This is a genomic window from Marinobacter sp. H13, from assembly GCF_059072335.1.
Map to the genome: position 1 here is coordinate 1,296,651 of NZ_JCACRU010000001.1, position 20,080 is coordinate 1,316,730.

Annotated in this window: 21 protein-coding genes and 1 tRNA gene; 10 read left to right on the plus strand and 12 right to left on the minus strand. The window is 58.2% G+C overall.

Going from position 1 to position 20,080, the window contains the following annotated elements; genetic code table 11:
• Positions 1–114 precede the first annotated feature (114 nt).
• Positions 115–531 carry a rhodanese-like domain-containing protein gene (locus tag AC5JQH_RS06240; protein WP_008169323.1) on the minus strand — a complete coding sequence of 139 codons (417 nt, stop codon included), beginning with the start codon at positions 529–531 and terminating at the stop codon, positions 115–117.
• 147 nt (positions 532–678) lie between these two features.
• On the opposite strand from AC5JQH_RS06240, the gene gpmM reads away from it, so the two are divergent.
• The 4 genes from gpmM (at position 679) to AC5JQH_RS06260 (ending at position 5,696) form a co-directional block, all read left to right on the plus strand.
• Positions 679–2,226, plus strand: a complete 1,548-nt coding sequence (gpmM, locus tag AC5JQH_RS06245; protein WP_008169322.1) for a 2,3-bisphosphoglycerate-independent phosphoglycerate mutase — start codon at positions 679–681, stop codon at positions 2,224–2,226.
• 20 nt (positions 2,227–2,246) lie between these two features.
• Positions 2,247–3,380: a murein hydrolase activator EnvC family protein gene (locus tag AC5JQH_RS06250; protein WP_092032109.1), complete on the plus strand. Its 1,134-nt coding sequence runs from the start codon at positions 2,247–2,249 to the stop codon at positions 3,378–3,380.
• A 97-nt stretch (positions 3,381–3,477) separates the two neighbouring features.
• A complete protein-coding gene (locus tag AC5JQH_RS06255) occupies positions 3,478–4,884 on the plus strand; it encodes a S41 family peptidase (protein WP_008169320.1) in 1,407 nt (468 codons plus the stop codon).
• Positions 4,881–5,696, plus strand: a complete 816-nt coding sequence (locus AC5JQH_RS06260) for a divergent polysaccharide deacetylase family protein (RefSeq protein ID WP_008169319.1) — start codon at positions 4,881–4,883, stop codon at positions 5,694–5,696. The genes AC5JQH_RS06255 and AC5JQH_RS06260 overlap by 4 nt, the downstream gene beginning before the upstream one ends.
• Here AC5JQH_RS06260 and hisF read toward each other — a convergent pair.
• The 5 genes from hisF to AC5JQH_RS06285 form a co-directional block, all read right to left on the minus strand.
• On the minus strand, positions 5,693–6,466 hold the full coding sequence (gene hisF / locus AC5JQH_RS06265; protein WP_008169318.1) for an imidazole glycerol phosphate synthase subunit HisF: 774 nt from the start codon (positions 6,464–6,466) through the stop codon (positions 5,693–5,695). The genes AC5JQH_RS06260 and hisF overlap by 4 nt on opposite strands.
• Positions 6,467–6,475: 9 nt before the next feature.
• A complete protein-coding gene (hisA, locus tag AC5JQH_RS06270) occupies positions 6,476–7,213 on the minus strand; it encodes a 1-(5-phosphoribosyl)-5-[(5-phosphoribosylamino)methylideneamino]imidazole-4-carboxamide isomerase (protein WP_008169315.1) in 738 nt (245 codons plus the stop codon).
• A complete protein-coding gene (gene hisH, locus AC5JQH_RS06275) occupies positions 7,207–7,848 on the minus strand; it encodes an imidazole glycerol phosphate synthase subunit HisH (RefSeq protein WP_493805401.1) in 642 nt (213 codons plus the stop codon). The genes hisA and hisH overlap by 7 nt, the downstream gene beginning before the upstream one ends.
• Positions 7,849–7,919: 71 nt before the next feature.
• On the minus strand, positions 7,920–8,513 hold the full coding sequence (hisB, locus tag AC5JQH_RS06280) for an imidazoleglycerol-phosphate dehydratase HisB (protein WP_007153401.1): 594 nt from the start codon (positions 8,511–8,513) through the stop codon (positions 7,920–7,922).
• 138 nt (positions 8,514–8,651) lie between these two features.
• Positions 8,652–9,113, minus strand: a complete 462-nt coding sequence (locus tag AC5JQH_RS06285; RefSeq protein ID WP_008169307.1) for an SRPBCC family protein — start codon at positions 9,111–9,113, stop codon at positions 8,652–8,654.
• A gap of 193 nt (positions 9,114–9,306) precedes the next feature.
• On the opposite strand from AC5JQH_RS06285, the gene AC5JQH_RS06290 reads away from it, so the two are divergent.
• From AC5JQH_RS06290 to AC5JQH_RS06305, 4 genes are all read left to right on the plus strand, one after another.
• Entirely contained in the window at positions 9,307–11,472 is a 2,166-nt protein-coding gene (locus tag AC5JQH_RS06290; RefSeq protein WP_008169305.1) for an AsmA family protein, read from the plus strand.
• On the plus strand, positions 11,472–12,539 hold the full coding sequence (mutY, locus tag AC5JQH_RS06295) for an A/G-specific adenine glycosylase (protein ID WP_008169303.1): 1,068 nt from the start codon (positions 11,472–11,474) through the stop codon (positions 12,537–12,539). Before AC5JQH_RS06290 ends, mutY begins: the two co-directional genes overlap by 1 nt.
• Before the next feature lie 75 nt (positions 12,540–12,614).
• Complete coding sequence (locus AC5JQH_RS06300; protein ID WP_008169302.1) at positions 12,615–12,887, plus strand: oxidative damage protection protein; 273 nt, start codon at positions 12,615–12,617, stop codon at positions 12,885–12,887.
• Between the two features lie 131 nt (positions 12,888–13,018).
• Positions 13,019–13,094, plus strand: a tRNA-Phe gene (locus AC5JQH_RS06305).
• Positions 13,095–13,159: 65 nt separating this feature from the next.
• Here AC5JQH_RS06305 and AC5JQH_RS06310 read toward each other — a convergent pair.
• Both AC5JQH_RS06310 and AC5JQH_RS06315 read right to left on the minus strand, forming a co-directional pair.
• Positions 13,160–13,348: a hypothetical protein gene (locus AC5JQH_RS06310; protein ID WP_092033308.1), complete on the minus strand. Its 189-nt coding sequence runs from the start codon at positions 13,346–13,348 to the stop codon at positions 13,160–13,162.
• A 166-nt stretch (positions 13,349–13,514) separates the two neighbouring features.
• On the minus strand, positions 13,515–13,955 hold the full coding sequence (locus AC5JQH_RS06315; RefSeq protein ID WP_053113016.1) for a universal stress protein: 441 nt from the start codon (positions 13,953–13,955) through the stop codon (positions 13,515–13,517).
• A gap of 189 nt (positions 13,956–14,144) precedes the next feature.
• Between AC5JQH_RS06315 and AC5JQH_RS06320 the strand changes: the two genes are divergently transcribed.
• Both AC5JQH_RS06320 and rhtB read left to right on the plus strand, forming a co-directional pair.
• The gene (locus AC5JQH_RS06320) at positions 14,145–15,107 is read left to right on the plus strand and encodes a calcium/sodium antiporter (protein WP_008169295.1); all 963 of its coding nucleotides are present in this window, start codon (positions 14,145–14,147) and stop codon (positions 15,105–15,107) included.
• Between the two features lie 3 nt (positions 15,108–15,110).
• Positions 15,111–15,731, plus strand: a complete 621-nt coding sequence (gene rhtB / locus AC5JQH_RS06325) for a homoserine/homoserine lactone efflux protein (RefSeq protein ID WP_008169293.1) — start codon at positions 15,111–15,113, stop codon at positions 15,729–15,731.
• 12 nt (positions 15,732–15,743) lie between these two features.
• Here the strand turns inward: rhtB and AC5JQH_RS06330 are convergent, their stop codons facing one another.
• The 4 genes from AC5JQH_RS06330 to AC5JQH_RS06345 all read right to left on the minus strand — a co-directional run bounded on the left by AC5JQH_RS06330 (position 15,744) and on the right by AC5JQH_RS06345 (position 20,047).
• Positions 15,744–16,184, minus strand: coding sequence for a DUF4124 domain-containing protein (locus AC5JQH_RS06330; RefSeq protein ID WP_008169290.1), 441 nt, complete (start codon positions 16,182–16,184; stop codon positions 15,744–15,746).
• A 119-nt stretch (positions 16,185–16,303) separates the two neighbouring features.
• Positions 16,304–17,512 carry a glycolate oxidase subunit GlcF gene (glcF, locus tag AC5JQH_RS06335; protein ID WP_008169287.1) on the minus strand — a complete coding sequence of 403 codons (1,209 nt, stop codon included), beginning with the start codon at positions 17,510–17,512 and terminating at the stop codon, positions 16,304–16,306.
• Positions 17,513–17,514: 2 nt separating this feature from the next.
• Complete coding sequence (gene glcE, locus AC5JQH_RS06340; RefSeq protein WP_273070029.1) at positions 17,515–18,582, minus strand: glycolate oxidase subunit GlcE; 1,068 nt, start codon at positions 18,580–18,582, stop codon at positions 17,515–17,517.
• Complete coding sequence (locus AC5JQH_RS06345; protein ID WP_008169283.1) at positions 18,575–20,047, minus strand: FAD-linked oxidase C-terminal domain-containing protein; 1,473 nt, start codon at positions 20,045–20,047, stop codon at positions 18,575–18,577. The genes glcE and AC5JQH_RS06345 overlap by 8 nt, the downstream gene beginning before the upstream one ends.
• Positions 20,048–20,080 lie beyond the last annotated feature (33 nt).

Here is a 20,080-nt window from a genome sequence, read left to right on the forward strand (position 1 = left end):
CGGGGCCCGTTGTTATGGGATGTTATGAAGTGTGCTGCCGGGACATTCTACGTTGGCGCCGGGCCGGCTTATGTGAAACAGTGCGGCAGAATGATCTTCAGATCAAGGGCCGCTCTATTTCTTCACCAGCGGAAGATTGCTGGCTTTCCAGTCGGCAACACCGCCGTTCAGGCGAACCACATTGCTGAAGCCTTCCGCGTTCAGCTGTTTAACCGCCATGGCAGAATGCTGGCCCATCTTGTCGGCAACGATGATCTGTTTGTCCTTGAACTTGCTCAGCTCACCAACCCGGCTCTTCAGGCTGTTCAGGGGAATGTTGATCGAGCCGGTAATGCGGCCCTCACCAAACTCCTTGCGGTCCCGGATGTCGACTACAACGGCTTCATCCTTGTTGATCAGATTGACCGCACCCTGGGCCGAGATCTTGGCACCGCCACGACGGGACTCCAGAATGAGAATGGCAACCAGGAATGCCACGAACAGCGACACAAGAATGTAGTGGTTAACGACAAATTCAAACAACCGGTCCATGAATTTACCCTGATAATGAGTTTGGCGGGATTATACACAGCCTGCTCCCCGGACAGAAGGTGACGAAAGTGGCCAGTAAATGCGAAAATAGATAAACTTGGTTTTCGTTTTAGTAAATTTACTAACATTTTACTTCCGGACTTAATGATGACTGCAATGCGCAAGCCGACTGCACTGATTATCCTGGACGGCTGGGGCCATCGCGACCCGGCTGAAGACAATGCCATCAGCAATGCCAGCACCCCGTTCTGGGACAAACTCTGGCAAAACCAGCCCAAAACCCTGATCAATACATCGGGTATGTTTGTTGGGCTGCCGCAAGGGCAAATGGGTAACTCGGAAGTTGGCCACATGAACCTGGGCGCAGGGCGCGTGGTCTATCAAAGCCTTACTCGTATCGACAAAGATCTGGAAGAAGGCACTTTCCAGCAGAACGAAGTGCTCTGCTCAGCGATCGACAAGGCTGTCCAAAGCGGCCGAGCCGTTCATCTCATGGGTCTGATGTCGCCCGGTGGTGTACACAGCCACGAAGACCACATTATTGCCGCTGCCGAACTTGCCGCCGCACGTGGCGCGAAGGAAGTTTACATCCACGCCTTCCTCGATGGCCGTGACATGCCGCCCCGCAGCGCAAAACCATCCCTGGAGAAGGCCGCGGCCAAATTGAAGAGCCTCGGCGTCGGCCGCGTTGCCTCGATCGTGGGCCGCTACTATGCCATGGATCGCGACAACCGCTGGGACCGCGTGGAAGCGGCCTACAACCTGATGACCCAGGGCACCGCGGAGTTCACTGCGGCCGATCCGGTATCCGGGCTGGAACAGGCTTATGAGCGCGGGGAAAACGACGAGTTTGTAACGCCAACCCGGATCCACGCTCCGGGCGAGCCCGAGGGAACGATCAACGATGGTGACACGGTGCTGTTCATGAATTTCCGTGCCGACCGTGCCCGGGAAATGACCCGCACCTTTGTGGAGAAGGACTTCGACGGATTCGAGCGCAAGAAGCACCCCGAACTGGCCGACTTCGTGATGCTGACCGAGTATGCGGCGGACATCAAAACTTCCTGCGCCTACCCGCCCGAACAGCTTACCAATGGCCTTGGCGAATACATGGCGAAGCAGGGCAAGACCCAGTTGCGCATCGCCGAAACAGAGAAATACGCCCACGTAACCTTCTTTTTCAATGGCGGCCTGGAAACACCGTTCGACGGTGAAGAGCGCATTCTTGTGCCCTCCCCCAAGGTGGCGACCTACGATCTGCAGCCCGAAATGAGCGCACCAGAGGTAACCGACAAGCTGGTGGAAGCGATCAAGAGCGGCAAGTACGATCTGGTTGTTTGCAATTATGCCAACGGCGACATGGTTGGTCACACCGGCAAGCTGGACGCTGCAATCAAGGCGGCCGAATGCCTGGACGAATGCGTGAAACGCGTTGTCGAGGCCCTGGATGAGGTAGGCGGCGAAGCTCTGATCACGGCTGACCACGGCAACTGCGAACAGATGACCGATCCGAATTCAGGCCAGGTTCACACTGCCCACACCATCGGCCCGGTGCCACTGGTATACACCGGCCACCGCAAAGTTGTGTTGAAGAACGACGGCAGCCTGAGCGACGTTGCGCCCTCTCTCCTAGCCCTGATGGGAATGGAGCAACCAAAGGAAATGACCGGGCACAGCCTGGTCGAGATCGGCTGATCCGGGAACGGAACCAACCTTTGCGATTTACCGCAACTCTGGCGCTCACCCTTCTACTGGGTGCAGCGCCGGCACTCGCCCAGCAGGAGGTCACCCCGGCCCAGATCGAGGAACTCAAGGAACGCATTGAGGACATCGACGACTGGCTGGAGGATGCCGAAGAAGACCGCTCCGCCCTGGAGCGGCAGCTTGCTGCGACCGAAAAGAACATCAGCCGCCTGACCCTTGAACGCCGCTCCCTGCGCCAGCAGGCAGAGCGACAGCAGCAAAGACTCCGGGAGCTGGAGAAAGAAGCCCAGGAGCTCACCCGCACACTCAACCGCCAGCGGGACAGCCTCAAGACGCAGATCCGCGCCGCCTGGATGGAAGGGGATGCACCAGCCGTAAAGGTTCTGCTCAATGAAATTGATCCGGACAAGATTGCCCGGACCATGACCTACTACGAATACCTTAGCAAGGACACAGTCGACCGCCTGGAGGCATTCAGGCAAAGCCTGCAGGAACTCAGGAGCACCCAGGCTGCGGTTCAGTCGACCAGGGTTGAACTGGCAAGAACCGAGGAAAACGTAGCCAAACGCCAACAGGACCTGACAGCGTCCAGACAGGAACGCCAGCAGACGCTGGCCGCCCTGAATGCCGATATCCAGAACCGTCGCAGCGAACGGGAAGAGCTGGAATCGGATCGCAAACGGCTGGAAAACCTGCTTGAGGAAGTCCAGCAGGCGATCAACAACATCCCCTCGCCCAATGAATCCCAGCCCTTCGCGTCATTGCGCAACAAGCTGCCCTGGCCAGTGAAGGGCCAGGTGTTGAGCCGCTATGGCGAGCGCTATGCCGACGGCAAACTCCGGCGCAACGGCCTGCTTATAGCCACCGGAGACGACGCGGAAATTCGCGCCATACACTACGGTCGGGTCGTGTTTGCCAACTGGCTGAGGGGATTTGGCCTGATCACCATCATTGATCACGGCGACGGCTACATGACACTGTATGGCCACAGCAGCAGCCTGTTCACCAGCCCGGGAGACTGGGTGGCCGCTGGTGAGCCCATCGCCCAGGCCGGCCGCACCGGCGGCACCGATTCCCCGGCGCTGTATTTTGAAGTCCGGCACAATGGCAAGCCCGACAATCCGGGCCGGTGGCTGGCAAACTGAGAAGCCCCGGGAGGGCTGACAAACGCCGCAGGTAACGCCATACTGTTCGGAGTCAGGGAAACCAGTCCAACTATCGGAATAAAAACGGGATATGTGAATGAAACGGGTCAGAAGTACACTCCACGCCTTGCCATTACGCAGCATTGCTCTCGCTACCTGTTTCGCAACCGCTTCCGGACTGGCCTGGGCCCAGGATAAAGACGCCGCCACCGAGCAGCTGCTGGAAGGCATCCAGAACGGCGAACGCGTGGAAATAAGCCTGCCGGATCCGGAGAAGCAGCTGCCACTGGAAGACCTCCGCAAGTTCACCGAGGTATTCAGCCGCATCAAAGATGCGTACGTCGAGGAAGTAAGCGATCGCAAACTCCTCGAAAGCGCCATTAAAGGCATGCTGTCAGACCTCGATCCTCACTCCACCTACCTGGCACCCAAGGACTACGAAGAGCTCGAAGAGAGCACCTCCGGCGAGTTCGGCGGGCTGGGCATTGAAGTGGGCATGGAAAACGGCTTTGTGAAAGTGATTGCCCCCATCGACGACACGCCAGCGCAGAAGGCAGGGGTTCAGGCGGGGGACCTGATCATCAAGCTGGATGAAAAACCGGTTAAAGGCATGAGCCTGGAAGAGGCTGTCCAGCTAATGCGGGGCAAACCCGGCTCGATCCTGACGCTCACCATTATGCGTGAGGGGGAAAGCGCTCCCATCGAAATCGAAGTGGAACGGGACGTTATCAAGGTCACCAGCGTGAAATCCCGAATGCTGGAAAATGGTTACGGTTATGTTCGCATTACCCAGTTCCAGGCGGATACCGGCTCGCAGTTCAAGGATGCCCTCAACGGACTGGAAGACGAACTCGGACGCGATCTTGACGGCCTTGTTATCGACCTGCGCAACAACCCGGGCGGGGTGCTGCAGGCGGCCGTAGAGACCGCAGATGCCCTGCTTGATGACGGACTGATCGTCTACACCGAGGGCCGCATCCAGAGTTCCCGCCTGCGCTTCAGCGCGCGATCGGGCGACATCATGGAAGGCACGCCTATTGTCGTGCTGATCAACGGCGGCTCCGCCTCTGCTTCAGAAATCCTCGCCGGCGCGCTTCAGGACCATGAGCGCGCTGTGGTGATGGGCACAAAGTCCTTTGGCAAGGGCAGCGTCCAGACGGTCATTCCGCTGGATGAGACCCACGCCATCAAGATGACTACCGCGCGCTATTACACACCGGATGGCCGCTCCATCCAGGCCACCGGCATCAAACCCGATATTGAAGTACGGCCGGCGGAACTCAAGGAGCTCGACAGCAAGCCGTTCTTCACCGAAGCGGATCTGAGCGGGCACCTTGAAGGGCAGAACGAGGGGCAGGACCAGGATGGAAACGATGATGCCCAGAACGCAACCGGTTCTCTTGCCGACCGGGATTATCAGCTACGCTCGGCACTGAACCTGCTCAAGGGAATCAGGATTCTGAACCCGAACAAGAGCGCCAAGGCAGAAGGAAGCGATCAGTGAGAGTAGTCAGTACTCTGCTGGCCGTAGCATTCTGTTTTACCGCCGGCACGGTGTCCGCGGAGCCGGCCCGAAAAGCACTGCCGCCCACCATTGCCATCATTATTGATGACATGGGCCACAGCCTTGTTGAAGGTGAGCGACTGGCAAACCTGGATCAGCCGCTCACGCTGGCTTTTCTACCGTACCGTCCACACACGGACAGCCTGGCCCGGCTCGCCTATAAGCAGCACAAGGAAATCATGCTGCACGCCCCCATGGCCAACACCCGCAACTATGGCCTGGGCCCGGGCGGCCTGACCCCCGAGATGGACGAACAGAGCATGGTGACCACCCTTCGCCGTGCCTTGCAGTCGATTCCCCATGTCCAGGGCGTGAACAACCACATGGGCAGCCTGCTGACCCAGCAGCTGCAGCCCATGGACTGGGTCATGAAAGAGCTGTTCCGCTACCCCGTGTACTTTATCGACAGCCGCACCATCGCCTCATCCGTGGCCGGTGATGTCGCAGCGGCGTACCGCATTCCGACCATGACCCGGGACGTGTTTCTCGACCACGAACAGACCGAAGAGTTTGTGGACCGCCAGTTCAAACTGCTGATCAAGCGCGCCAAAGAAAACGGTAGCGCCATCGGCATTGGCCATCCTCACAAAGTCACCGTGGATTACCTGGAGAAGCACCTACCCAAACTGGATGAGCAAGGCATCGCCATTGCCACGGTCAGCGGCCTTTGGGCCATGCGCAACGGCAATCGGGAGATGTTTGCGGAAGGAGAAAAGCAGGCCATTCGACCTGCTTTTGCAAAGAAGGATTAATCGCGGACTTCTATGCCCTGAGCCTTCATGAAGGCCTTCGCTTCAGGAATGGTGTGCTGTCCGAAGTGAAAGATTGACGCCGCCAATACCGCATCGGCACCGCCCTGAGTCACGCCATCAGCCAGGTGCTGCAGCTCTCCGACACCGCCTGAGGCAATCACCGGCACAATCACAGCATCGCTGATGGCTTTGGTCAGCCCGAGATCAAATCCGATCTTGGTGCCGTCCCGGTCCATGCTGGTCAGCAGTAACTCACCAGCGCCCATTTCCACCATCTTGCGGGCCCATTCCACGGCATCCAGCCCTGTGGGCTTGCGGCCACCGTGGGTAAAGATTTCCCACCGGGGCTCCTCGCCCTGTTCACTCACCCGCTTGGCATCAATGGCCACCACGATGCACTGGCTGCCAAAGCGGTCCGCCGCTTCCCGGACAAACTCCGGGTTGAACACGGCTGCGGTATTGATCGACACCTTGTCTGCGCCGGCATTCAGGAGCTTGCGTATGTCATCCACGGTACGCACACCACCGCCGACAGTCAGCGGAATGAAGACTTCCGCCGCCATTCGTTCAACGGTCTCGTAGGTGGTGTCACGGCTCTCATGGCTGGCCGTGATGTCGAGGAAGGTGATTTCATCGGCACCCTGCTCATTGTAACGACGGGCCACTTCCACCGGGTCGCCGGCATCGCGGATATCAACGAAATTGACGCCCTTCACCACGCGGCCTTTATCGACATCGAGGCAGGGAATGATGCGTTTCGCCAGAGCCATAAGCCGCCCTTACCCCTTCAGACCGTCGCAGAAAGCCTGCGCTTCAGCGACATCCAGGGTGCCTTCATAGATCGCACGGCCCGTGATGGCACCAAGGATGCCCTTGTCCGCCACGGTAGCCAGGCGTTTCAGATCATCCATATTGGTCACGCCACCAGACGCGATAACCGGAATACCACCCTCTTCTGCCAGTGCAGCAGTCGCCTCCACATTGACGCCCTGCATCATGCCGTCTCGGCTGATATCGGTGTACACAATCGCGTCCACGCCATCGTTGGCAAAGCGCTTGGCAAGATCGGTAGCCATCACTTCCGAGACCTCCGCCCAGCCATCGGTGGCTACGCGGCCGTCTTTGGCGTCCAGGCCGACGATGATGTGACCCGGGAATTTTTTGCACATCTCAGTGACAAATTCCGGCTCTTTCACGGCCTTGGTGCCAATGATGACCCACTGCACACCGGCCTTCAGGTAGGCTTCGATGGTTTCTGCCGACCGGATACCGCCACCGATCTGGATGGGAAGATCCGGGTATTTACGGGCAATGGCCTGGACAATCTCGCCGTTGACCGGCTCACCGGCAAACGCGCCGTTCAGGTCAACCAGGTGCAGCCGGCGGGCGCCGGCTTCCACCCAGCGAGTGGCCATATTGACAGGATCGTCACCAAACACCGTGGAGTCGTCCATCCGGCCCTGACGCAGGCGTACACATTTACCGTCTTTCAGATCGATTGCAGGAATTATCAGCATGTTCCAGTCCAGTTTGTAAAATTCTCGAGCAACTGCAGGCCCGCCCGGGCACTTTTCTCCGGGTGGAATTGCACTGCAAAAATATTGTCTCGCGCGACTGCTGCCGCAAGGTCCACCCCATAGCGGGTGCGGCCTGCCATATCGGCGTTGCCCTCGGCTTCTGCGTAGAAGCTGTGCACGAAGTAGAAACGGTCACCCTCGGGAATGTTATGCCAAAGGGGGTGATCAATGGTCTGCTGCACTTTGTTCCAGCCCATGTGGGGCACTTTCAGGCGCTCGCCGTTTTCCGTGAGGTGGTCACCGAAATAGCGTACTTGCGAAGGAAACAGGCCGATGCAGTCAACGCCGCCGTTCTCTTCACTGCGGGACATCAGGGCCTGCATGCCCACGCAGATGCCAAGAAACGGGCGATCCTGAGAGACCTCACGAACCAGATCCACTACCCCGACACGATGCATTTCGGCCATACAGTCGCGAATGGCACCAACGCCAGGGAGGATGACACGATCGGCTTCACGGATTTTTTCGGCGTTGTCGGTGACCAGCACGGTGGTGTCCGGGGCAACGTGCTCTACTGCTTTTTTGGCAGAGTGAAGATTGCCCATGCCGTAGTCGATAATGGCAACAGTTTTCATGGTTGTTGCGGTGTCCTTGATTGACCGGCCACAACGGGCCGGTTAAAGCGAGCCTTCTGGCGACGAGGCGTTTACAGCGAACCCTTGGTAGACGGTGTAATACCGGCCATCCGCTCGTCCATTTCAATCGCCATACGCAGGGCACGGCCGAAGGCCTTGAACACGGTTTCAATCTGATGGTGGGTGTTTTTACCCTTCAGATTGTCGATGTGCAGGGTCACCATGGAATGGTTCACAAAGCCGTGGAAAAACTCCTCGAACAGGTCGACGTCAAAGCCACCCACGGCACCGCGAGTGTACGGCACATCCATCATCAGGCCCGGGCGACCGGACAGATCGATAACGACTCGGGAGAGCGCCTCATCCAGCGGGACATAAGCGTGGCCATAGCGGCGAATGCCCTTTTTGTCGCCAACCGCCTGCTTGAAGGCCTGGCCAAGGGTGATGCCGATGTCTTCCACGGTGTGGTGGTCATCAATGTGCAGGTCGCCCTTCGAAACGATATTCAGATCCACCAGACCGTGGCGGGCGATCTGGTCCATCATGTGCTCCAGAAACGGCACGCCGGTATCGAAACTGGATTTGCCGGTTCCGTCGAGATCAATCTCAACGGTGATCTGGGTTTCAAGGGTATTTCTCTCTACCCGAGCCTTGCGTTCGGCCATGGGGACTCCGTGACAATTGAGCGGCATAAAGCCGGAAAAATTCGATCCGGCGATTATACCTTTTATGTCGGCTGGAGTCCCACAACCGGTTTAATCGCTACGATAGCGAAGTGCAGGTAGATGGCAGAGAGGGCTGCGTCAGAACGCCTTCTTCAGATTGTTCATGTAAGTGTCTACGAGGCTGTTGAACTCGTGCTTGATAACCGGGCTGATGGCCAGCTTGAGCAGGCTGGGCAGGGGCACAGTCAACTCTGCGCTGGTCTGGAACTTCACGGCGGTGGCATTGTCGCCCTTGGACTTGATGGTCCAGGAACCACTCACGACGCCATTGCCCTCGCCCTTCACCGGCTCCCAGGTAATCTTGCCGGCGTCTTTGTCCGAGTGATATTTGCAAGCGTACACCGACTGGATGGCATGTTTGTCGACGCCCACTTTTTCCATTTCCCAACGGTAGGCGTTATCGCCAAGGTCGGTAAGTTTGTGGACTTTCGGGAAGTGACTGGCTGAACGTGGCACATCCGCCAGCAGATCGAACACTTCATCATAGCTGCCCGGAATCTCAAGTTCGCGGTTCAGCTCAATCGAAACGGTAATAGCCACGGCCAACTCCTTCTTGTGTTTATAGGTATCAATGTAGTCGGAAAATCAGGGTCGTGTATTTTGGCCCAACACTACCGCATTGTCATACTCCCGCGCTGTTAATTTGTTAACCCTGCGTTATCCTTTGGGTCATTAGCGTCGGTATTCACAGCGAATACTGCAAGCTCCTAAAAATAGGAAGGAAGCCTGAATCATGAAAGCCGTCCGTTATGTGCTGATTGCCATCGTTGCACTGATCGTTCTTGCCGTGGCTGCCGTTGCCATCGCCATGGCCGTGATCAACCCCAACGATTACAAACCGCAGATTGAACAGGCCGTTGAGGATGCCACGAACCTGGATCTGGTCCTTGAAGGCGACATCGGCTGGTCTTTTATCCCACTTGGCCTTGAGCTGAATTCCGTAGAGGCCACCCTGGAAGGTGACCGCTTTGTTGCCCTTGAGCAACTGGTGGCCCAGATCGATTTCTGGTCACTGATTGCCATGTCCCCGAGGGTGAATACCTTCGTACTGGACGGGCTGGACGCCCGACTCGAAGTGGACGAACAGGGCAACGGCAACTGGACCCGCATTATGCCCGAGAAGGCGGCGGGAACGGCAACCGAGGAAACGGCCGGAACCCAGGATGAACAGGCACAGGAGAGCGAGGGCGCCGGCGGCGAGCCTCTGAACTTCAACGTTGAAAACGTTCAGATCAGCAACGCCCAGGTGCACTACACCGACAAGAGTACCGGCCAGTCGGTCACGCTGGAGAATTTCACCGTCAACGCCAGCAACATTACTCTGGGCTCCGAGTTCCCGCTGGAGATCGGGTTCCGGGTAGCCACCACCCAGCCCACGTTTGAAGTGGATGGCAATATCAGCGCCCGCCTCGCCGCCAACGAGGCTCTCAACGAGTTGGCCGTATCCGGTCTGAATGCCGTGTTTGACATGACCGGAGAGCCGTTCGGTGGCAAAGAGGTCACGGCTGAACTGGCGGGCTCTGCCAGGGCGAACCTGGAAAACGAGACCGCTAACCTGAGCGGCTTTACCGCCAGCCTGGCCAACCTGAACTTGTCGACCGATCTTGACGTTACCGGATTCGGCGACAAGCCAACCCTGAGCGGCGAGATCTCCATCGCCGAGTTCTCGCTAAAGGATCTTCTGAACAACCTCGGCCAGCCCCCGGTGGAAACCAGCGATCCGGACGTACTTGAAGCCATCGCCTTCTCCACCGGTATTGGCGGTCCGGCCGGCAAGGTGGAGCTCACCGACCTGACCATCAAACTGGATGACACCACCTTCACTGGTTCCGGCAGTTACAACCTTGCCGACACAGGCGTTGTCTTCCAGCTCCAGGGCGACCAGTTGAATGCCGACCGATACCTGCCACCGAAAGCGGAAGGAGAGGCGGAGGAAGCACCCGCATCCCAGGAAACCGCTGCAGCCGGACCCGAAGGCGACCTTCTGCCCCTGGAGACCATTCGCAGCCTGCTGCTGGATATTGATCTGGGACTCGGCCAGCTGATCGTCAGCAACCTGACTATCAACGAAATCAAAGCCAGCACCACCGCGAAAAACGGCCTGCTCAAGGTTGATGAGTTCAGCGGCAAACTGTACGAGGGCAGCTTTGGTGCCAACGTGACCATCGACGCCCGCAGCGACAATCCGAAATGGACCGTTGGCTCAGACGTAACCAATGTACAGACCCTGCCTTTGCTCACCGATCTGGCAGAAGTGGATATGCTCGCCGGCGGGGCAAATCTCAAAGTGAACGCCAACACCTCTGGCAACCGGATCTCGGCACTGCGCAGCAATGCTGACGGACAGATCAGCTTCAACCTCGCAGAGGGCGAGTTCCGCCGAATGAACCTCACACGCATGGCCTGCCAGGGCATCGCTCTGGTCAACCAGGATGAGCTGACGACCACCGATTGGGGCACTACCACGCCGTTCAACGACATGCGCGGCACCCTGGAAATCAACGGCAACAGCCTCAACAACACAGATCTCGTGGCGGCGCTGGCCGGCATGCGCCTCGAGGGCAATGGCACGGTGGATCTGGCCCAGAGCGAACTGGATTATGAGGTTGGGCTAAGAGTCGTTGGTGAAATCCACCGGGACAACGCCTGCCGCGTTACCGAATATGTAGAAAACGCGGTTATTCCCGTGGAGTGCCGTGGCAACTTCGCCGAGGACCCGGCAGGACTTTGCTCCTTTGACGGCTCCCGCTTCCGGGACACCCTGAAGACCATCGCCGAAAATGCCGCCAAGGCGAAAGCCCGTGAGGAAGTGGACAAGGCAAAAGCCAAGGCGGAAGAGAAGGTTAAAGAAAAGGTGCAGGAACAGATCGGCGACAAACTCAAAGGACTGTTCAACTGATGCCGGACAGCTTCGCCAACAAACTGCTCCAATGGTACGACTGCCACGGCCGGCATGACCTGCCGTGGCATCACAACCGGAATGCCTACCGTGTGTGGGTTTCCGAAATCATGCTGCAGCAGACACAGGTAACCACGGTTATCCCCTACTTCGAAGCGTTCATGGAACGCTTCCCGGACGTTCATGCCCTGGCCGAAGCCCCGGTGGATGATGTGCTCAGCCACTGGTCCGGCCTTGGTTACTACGCCAGGGCCCGCAACCTGCAGAAAGCCGCCCAGACGGTGGTGCGCGAGTTCGATGGTGAGTTCCCGCAAACCCAGGAGGAGCTTGAATCCCTGACCGGCATTGGCCGCTCCACAGCCGCCGCCATATTGGCCCAGGCCTTCGGCATTCGCGCCGCCATACTGGATGGCAATGTGAAACGGGTGCTGGCACGCTACCATGCCATCCCCGGCTGGCCCGGCCAGACAGCCGTGCTTAACCAGCTGTGGCAACGGGCCGAAGAGCACACTCCGGAACAGCGGGTGCGCGACTACACCCAGGGCATTATGGATCTCGGCGCCATGGTGTGTACCCGCAGCCGCCCGGCCTGCGAGAGCTGCCCGCTGCAAGAGGGCTGCAGAGCCTACGCCCAGGGTGAAACCTCACTCTACCCCGGCTCCAAACCGAAAAAGGCCAAGCCGGAGAAATCCACCTGGATGGTGATTCTTGAGGATGGCGAGGGGCGCATTCTGCTTGAGCGTCGCCCGCCCAGTGGCATCTGGGGCGGCCTCTGGAGCCTGCCGGAACTAGACCCGGCCTACGGAGCCGATGAGCTTCAGGAAGCCTGCGAACAGAGCCTGGGGCTGGATTGCGCAGAACCAGAGCTTATCAACGGCTTTCGACATACCTTTTCCCATTACCACCTGCACATACAGCCCGCCCGACTAAACGTCACCGGCGGCGCCAACACCGTTGCAGACAAGGATCATCTGAAATGGCTACACCGCCATGAAGCCCTGAACCTCGGCCTGCCTGCTCCAATCCGGTCGCTGCTTACCGAACCGGAGCAAGCAGCTCTGCTTTGATCCAGTGCGCTGGCCCCCTCAGCCGCAACGATCTGTTATCATCACCGCCAGCAACATTTGCCAACAGGAGCCATCATGAGCCGTACTGTTTTCTGCCGCAAATACCAGAAAGAACTGGAAGGCCTGGACTTCCCGCCCATGCCCGGCGCCAAGGGCCAGGACATTTTCGAGAACATCTCGAAGCAGGCCTGGGAAGAATGGCAGGCCCAGCAGACCATGCTGATCAACGAAAAACACCTGAGCCTGATGGACCCCAACACCCGCAAGTACCTGCAGGCGCAGATGGAACATTTTTTCAACAACGAACCGTTCGACAAGGCCGAGGGCTACGTTCCACCGGAACAATAACCCCGGATTGATCAAAGCCTGAGCATGCCTGAAAAGATTCAGAAATTTTTCCGGCCTAGCCTTGACTCAAAACATCTAAACCGGTTTAATAGCGCCCCGTTGCCGAGACACCTTGCAAGGTGTAACGCAAAGCCCGGATAGCTCAGTTGGTAGAGCAGGGGATTGAAAATCCCCGTGTCGGTGGTTCGATTCCGCCTCCGGGCACCATTAAGAATTCAGACAAAACCCGCCTCGTGCGGGTTTTGTTGTTTCTGAGGCCCGAGAAAGCCGACTCACGCTGAGATTCTTTGGGCATTGCTAGCCCTGGGATCAATGCGCTCTTCCATCAGCCGTCGTTCACACATGGCCCTTTTCAGTTCCGAGTAATTGGTGGGGCTCGGATCTTCTTCGTAGCGCTCCTGGGCCAGTCTCGCCAGGTCGCACTTATCAAGCCACTTCTCAATCAACTCTGCAGTCTTCATAGCCACCTCGTTTCGTTGAATTCACCCGGTCAGCATAAGGTCTCTGGCACAGAGCTATCTCGGTTGTTTTTCGCATGAATTGTGGCAAAACATGGAGGGCATTGAGGATCAGGAATGGAAAAGCCCGCTTCATGCGGGCTTTGGAGAGTCTACCAAGTTTTGCCGGTTACTCACTAACCACCGTCACCGGACGATGGGCATGCCTGACGACCTTCTCGCTCACACTGCCAAGAGTGAGGCTTCTCAACGTAGAGTCGCCGCGGCGCCCCAGAAACATATGGGAGCCGGGATGTTCATCGAGGTACTCGACGATTTCCTTGGCCGGATCACCCTTTAGCAGGACTTCTTCCGCCGGCTCAACAATCCCGCTTACCGCCTGCTTCGCGGCATCAAATGCCTTGCGTCCGTATTCGCTGGCTTGTTCGTCAATGTCACTCTGCGGTATGCCACTTACGATCAGTCTCTCGAGCTTGGTACCGGGGAAGACGGCAAGCAGTTTGAGTGGCTGGCTCGTCGCTTTGGCAAACTCTGCTGCCATTTTGGCGGCGTGTGATGAATGCTCCGAACCGTCACACGCGACTACGATGCTTTGATTTCCATTTGCCATGTCATCAACTCCTTTCCTGATCAATGTTTAACCAAACTAACATTGCTGCGGCCATACGAGGGTTGATTGAAATCAATTACAGCGGGATCGGTTTTATGGTCGAAGCGCATTTGTACCTATTGCCGGAACCTGTGGCACCATTAATCCTTGCGCTGCCGAGACGGCAATTGATGACAAGGAGTGATTGAAATGCTGATGGCCATTGGGGCGATCATTGCAGGCCTGATTCTGCTGGTGTGGAGTGCGGACAAATTTGTGGAAGGCTCGGCTACCACAGCCAGCCACTTCGGTACGCCACCACTGCTCATCGGTATGGTTGTGGTGGGTTTCGGCACGTCTGCGCCAGAGATGGCCGTGTCTGCACTGGCGGCCTCGCAGGGTAATCCCGGTCTGGCTCTGGGCAACGCCTATGGCTCAAATATCACCAACATTGCGTTGATTCTGGGCATCACAGCCCTGCTGGCGCCGATCGCCGTTCACTCCCAGGTCATGCGAAAGGAGCTACCCATTCTCATTCTGGTCACCGCCTTTGCCGGCTGGCAACTGTGGGACGGAGATCTGAGCCGGATGGATGCCATCGGTCTGATGCTGGCTTTCGTTGTACTGATTGGCTGGAGCATCTACCAGGGCCTTCGGCAACCAGACGATGCTCTCGCTACAGAGATGACCGAAGAAGTGAACGCAATGCCAGTGCGCAAAGCCATTTTATGGCTGGTGGTCGGACTGCTGCTGTTGATTATCAGCTCCCGCATACTGGTGTGGGGTGCGGTTGATCTGGCGACCACCTTTGGCATCAGCGATCTGGTTATCGGCCTGACCATCGTGGCCGTTGGTACATCACTTCCGGAACTTGCCTCATCCATCATTGCCGCCCGCAAAGGAGAGCATGATCTGGCCCTGGGCAACATTCTGGGTTCCAACCTGTTTAACACCCTTGCCGTCGTGGGGATTGCAGGACTGATTGCCCCCATGCCGGTGGCGCCAGAAGTGCTCACCCGTGACTTCCCGGTAATGGCTGCCCTCACCCTGGTTCTGTTTGCCATGTGCTATGGCTTCCGCGGGCCCGGACGTGTCAACCGGTTTGAAGGGAGCGCCCTGCTACTTGCCTTCGTGGCTTATACCGTGTATCTGTTGGCTTTTTCGGGAGCGTAAATCATGTCACTTGCAGCCTGGCTGACCTTCCTTGTTGCAGCCGTTCTGATCAGTGTGTCCCCGGGTGCAGGGGCGATCAATACCATGAGTAATGGTATGCGTTACGGCGTTCGCCGATCGCTGCCGGCAATCATGGGGCTGCAGCTTGGTTTTGGCATCCAGATTCTGCTGGTGGGTGCCGGCCTCGGCGCCATCATCGCGTCCTCCAACATCGCCCTGTCGGTTATCAAATGGCTGGGTGTTGCCTACCTGATCTGGCTGGGCATTTCTAAATGGCGAGAGCCTGTGATGGAATCCATGGACGATGACCGTCAGCCCGTTAGCGGGTACAAGCGGTTCTGGAATGCCGTGTTCGTGAACCTCACCAACCCCAAGGCCACGGTCTTTCTGGTGGCCCTGTTTCCACAGTTTCTGGTAGCAGGCGCACCCCATGGCCCGCAGTTGCTCACCATGGGCATCACACTGATTCTGGTGGATTGCCTGGTAATGCTCGGCTACGCCCTGCTGGCAAGCCAGCTGTTCCGGTTTATGACCACAGCCCGGCGCCAGCGGCAGATGAACCGCGTATTTGGCGGCCTGTTTGTGACCGCCGCTGTCGCCCTGGCCAGCTTCAAGCGCGCCTGATATCAGCCTGAATCAGCGCAGGATGCACTCGCGGCTCAGCTTTTGGCTGAGCGTCCTGCGCTGCTGCCGGAGACTGTTCCCCCGGTCGTTGCTATAGCCCGCCCGCAGTTTAGACTGGATCCGCTCCAGTTTGCTTCTATAGGTTGCGCAGGTCTTCTCCAGCTCGGCATCGGCCTTTTCTTTTGCCGTTGCTCCGGAGCCCGTCGGGCGACCGGAGGCAAGCAGGCCTTCAACCTCTTTGCGGATTCCTGACACGCGTTTGCCTTGCCCGAGATTCTCGGACATCGGCACCGTGACAGGCGCCTGCACGTCAAGCTGCTTATGGGGAATTTCTCCCGGCGGGTAATCGGAAAAATGCGCTACGCCCCGGCTGTCTATCCAGGTGTATACCTCGGCACTGACTGCTGAAGTGAGAAATAAAGACAAAACAAGACCAGCCATCATCCTTGGCATACGGTTCCACTCCCTGTGGTTCGGTAATTTGGTGGGGCAGTATAGCGAAAAAAGCCCCGGGCTTGGGGGCAGATAGGCTAGGGGCCAGATGAACACCTCATCCGACCCCGATTTCGGTTTTACTGGTCGAGAAGCTCGATCCAGTGCTGCACCGGCACCGGCGACTTGGTTTCCAGGTGCATCTGGCAACCGATATTGGCGGTCACGATGCGGTCCGGATTGTCGACGGTCAAAGCCTTCAGTTTGTTACCAAGCAGCTTCTGGCTCATCTCCGGCTGGGTCACCGAATAGGTGCCCGCAGACCCACAGCAAAGGTGCTTGTCCTTGGTCGCAGCCAGGTTAACACCCGCCCGTGTCAGCACCTGCTCCACCACACCGTTCTGCTTCATTGCGTGCTGCAGGGTGCAGGGACAATGGAATGCCACCTTGCCCGGGTCCTGCCGGACCTTGAGCTTTTCCAGATCCTGTTTCAGCAAAAAGGCGCCGAGATCGGTGCACAGTTCGCTCACCTTCTGGGCCTTGGCGGCATAGACCGGATCGTCCTTCAACAGATGACCGTAATCCTGAACCATCGCCCCGCAACCGGAAGCCGTCATGATGATTGCCTCAGCACCCGCCTCGATAGCGGGCCACCAGGCATCAATGTTCTGGCGCATTCTTTCCAGGCCTTTCTCGTGCTCGGAAAGGTGATAATTCACGGCACCACAGCAGCCAGCCTCCGGGGCTTCCACCATGGTAATGCCGAGCCGATCCAGAACCCGGGCGGCGGCTGCATTGGTATTCGGAGTGGCCGAAGGCTGCACGCAACCGGCCAGTGCCAGCACAATACGGCTGTGACTGGCTGCAGGCCAGGGGCTGGCCTGCTTTCTGGGCGGCACCTTGGTGCGCAGTTTTTCCGGTAATACCGGGCGGAAAACCTGCCCCAGACGAAGCAGAACACCGAACAACTGGCGGTTGGGAATCACCCGCGCCAGGGCCCAGCGCAGCCACTTGTCTTTCGGCTCCCTGGGCATCTCCTTTTCCATCAGACCGCGGCTGATGTCCACCAGACGCCCATACTGGACACCGGACGGACAGGTGGTCTCACAGCTGCGGCAAGTCAGGCAGCGGTCCAGGTGCTCGCGGGTTTTCTCGGTAACTTCCGCCCCTTCCAGGAACATCTTCATCAGGTAGATCCGGCCACGAGGACCATCACGCTCGTCGTTCAGTTCCTGATAGGTCGGGCAGGTCGCGGTGCAAAAGCCACAATGCACACAGGCCCTCAGGATCGACTCGGCTTCCTGGCCTTCCTTGGTGTTAGCAAATTGTTGAACCAGATTCGTCTGCATAATTACAACCAGCTGTATAAACGTCCGGGATTGAAGATATTGTCCGGATCAAAGGCATTCTTGATGCGGCGCTGAATGCCCTTCAGGGCCTCCGGCTGGCGATGCATCACCTCACCGGTGCGATCGCCACCACGGAACAGGCTGACCTGGCCACCGGCAGCTCGGGCCGCAGGCTCCAGATCTTTCAGCTCACCGGCGCCACGGAACCAGCGCTGGGAACCGGCCCAGTCGATAAACCAGTTACCTTCCAGTTTCGGTGTGGCAGCGGTCGAACCAACGGAGAAGCGCCATAAAGGCACGTCGTTACCGGCAAAAAATTCGTGACGCATATCCTGCACCTGTCGCCAGAAGTGGTCGCCCTCTTCCATCACTTCGCCGGACCACTTTTCAGCGGTGGCTTCCACACCGGATTTCGCACCGGCCAGGCGCAGGTAAACCTTGCCGTCCACCCAGCAGGCGGCGGTGATGGGCTTGGGCTCGGCCGCCCGGCTGTTCATATAGTGAACCACCTCGTCCATGCCCATTTCCTGAACCAGGGTCAGGGAAGCGGCCGGTTTCGGCATCACTTTCATGCTGATTTCAGTGATTACGCCCAGAGTTCCCAGGGCACCGGCCTGAAGACGTGATACGTCATAGCCGGCCACGTTTTTCATGACCTGACCACCAAAGCGAAGATGTTCGCCCTTGCCATTGAGCAGCCGGATACCCAGCACCTGGTCACGCACCGAGCCGGCCCAGGGGCGTCCCGGACCGGAAAGGTTACAGGCCAGGGTGCCGCCGATGGTGGAGGCGGCACCAAAATGGGGTGGCTCAAAATGCAGGCACTGACCTTCTTCAGCCAGAGTCGCCTCGATTTCGCTCAGCGGCGTACCGGCACGGACGGTCAAAACAAGCTCCACCGGGTGATAGTCAACGATACCGGTATGCTCGCCCACGTTGAGGGTTCCGGCATCGGTGTCGGCTTCCCGGCCCATAAAGGCCTTGGTGCCACCGCCGACAATATTGAGTTTGTGCCCGCTGTCCCGGGCCTGGAGCACCTGCTCCTTCAACTGTTGGGAAATATCAGCCATGGGCGGCTTCCGTATGTTCGTGCGTGTGTTGTTTGTGCTCAAGGGAGCGGTATTCCTGGCAGAACCGAAGGGCCGGTACGCCCTTGCCCGGGTTCAGGATACCGGCGGGATCAAACGCGGCCTTTACGTCGTGGAACTGCTGGAGCTCCTCATCGTTGAACTGCACTGCCATCTGGCGAATCTTTTCAACGCCAACGCCGTGTTCACCGGTAATGCAGCCACCTACCTCCACACACATTTCCAGGATGCGTGAACCGAAGGCCTCCGTGCGCTCGAATTCGCCGGGCACATTCGCATCAAACAGGATCAGCGGGTGCAGGTTGCCATCGCCGGCATGGAACACGTTGGCGACGCGCAGACCAAACTCCTCGGACATCTTCTCCATTTCCGTCAGAACATAGGCGATCTCACGACGGGGAATGGTACCGTCCATGCAGTAGTAGTCCGGTGAAATCCGGCCCACGGCCGGGAACGCAGACTTACGGCCTTTCCACAGCAGGGCTCGCTCTTCCTCGCTCTGAGAGGTCCGAACCGAAGTGGCACCCAGCTTTCGGAAGACTTCTTCGGCCTGGGCAATGTGTTCGTGAACTTCCTCCTCGGTGCCGTCCACTTCACAGAGCAACAACGCCTTGGCGTCCCGCGGGTAGCCGGCCTGGGCGAAGTCATCCGCTGCGATGATGGCGTGGCCATCCATCATTTCAAGGCCACCAGGGATAATGCCGTGGGAGATAATCCCGCCCACGGCGTCACCACCTTTCTGCACGTCATCAAACCCGGCCATGACAACCTGGGCTACTTCGGGTTTCGGCAACAGCTTCACTTTGACTTCCGTCACCACACCCAGCAGCCCCTCGGAGCCGGTCATCAGCGCAAGCAGGTCCATCCCACAGCCGTCCAGACCATCACTGCCCACGGTCACGACATCACCCTCGGCGGTGACCATTTCCACGCTCAGGATGTTGTGAACGGTCAGACCGTACTTGAGGCAATGCACGCCGCCCGAGTTCTCGGCCACGTTACCGCCAATGGTGCAGGCGATCTGCGAGGAAGGATCTGGCCCGTAATACAGACCGTACTGGGCCGCTTCTTCGCTGATGGCGAGGTTTCGCACCCCGGGCTGCAGTCTTGCCGTTCGGGCCAGCGGATCAATCTCCACGATGCGATTGAACTTGGCCAGCGACAGTACCACGCCCTCCTTGTTGGGCATGGCACCGGCACTGAGTCCCGTTCCGGCTCCACGGGCCACCACAGGTACCGCGTTCTCGTTACAGATGCGCATCACCCGCTGCACCTGTTCAACGGTTTCCGGCAGCACCACCAGCAACGGCATTTCGCAATACATCGACATGCCGTCGCATTCGTAGGGCTTCATGGTTTCGTCATCGGTGATGACGTAGTCCGGGTCGATAAACGCCCGGAACTGCTCCGCCAGCTCGGCTTTGCTGACTTTCGGCTTGGTAGTCATAGCACTCTCTGGGTTCGAATTACGTCAGTGTGA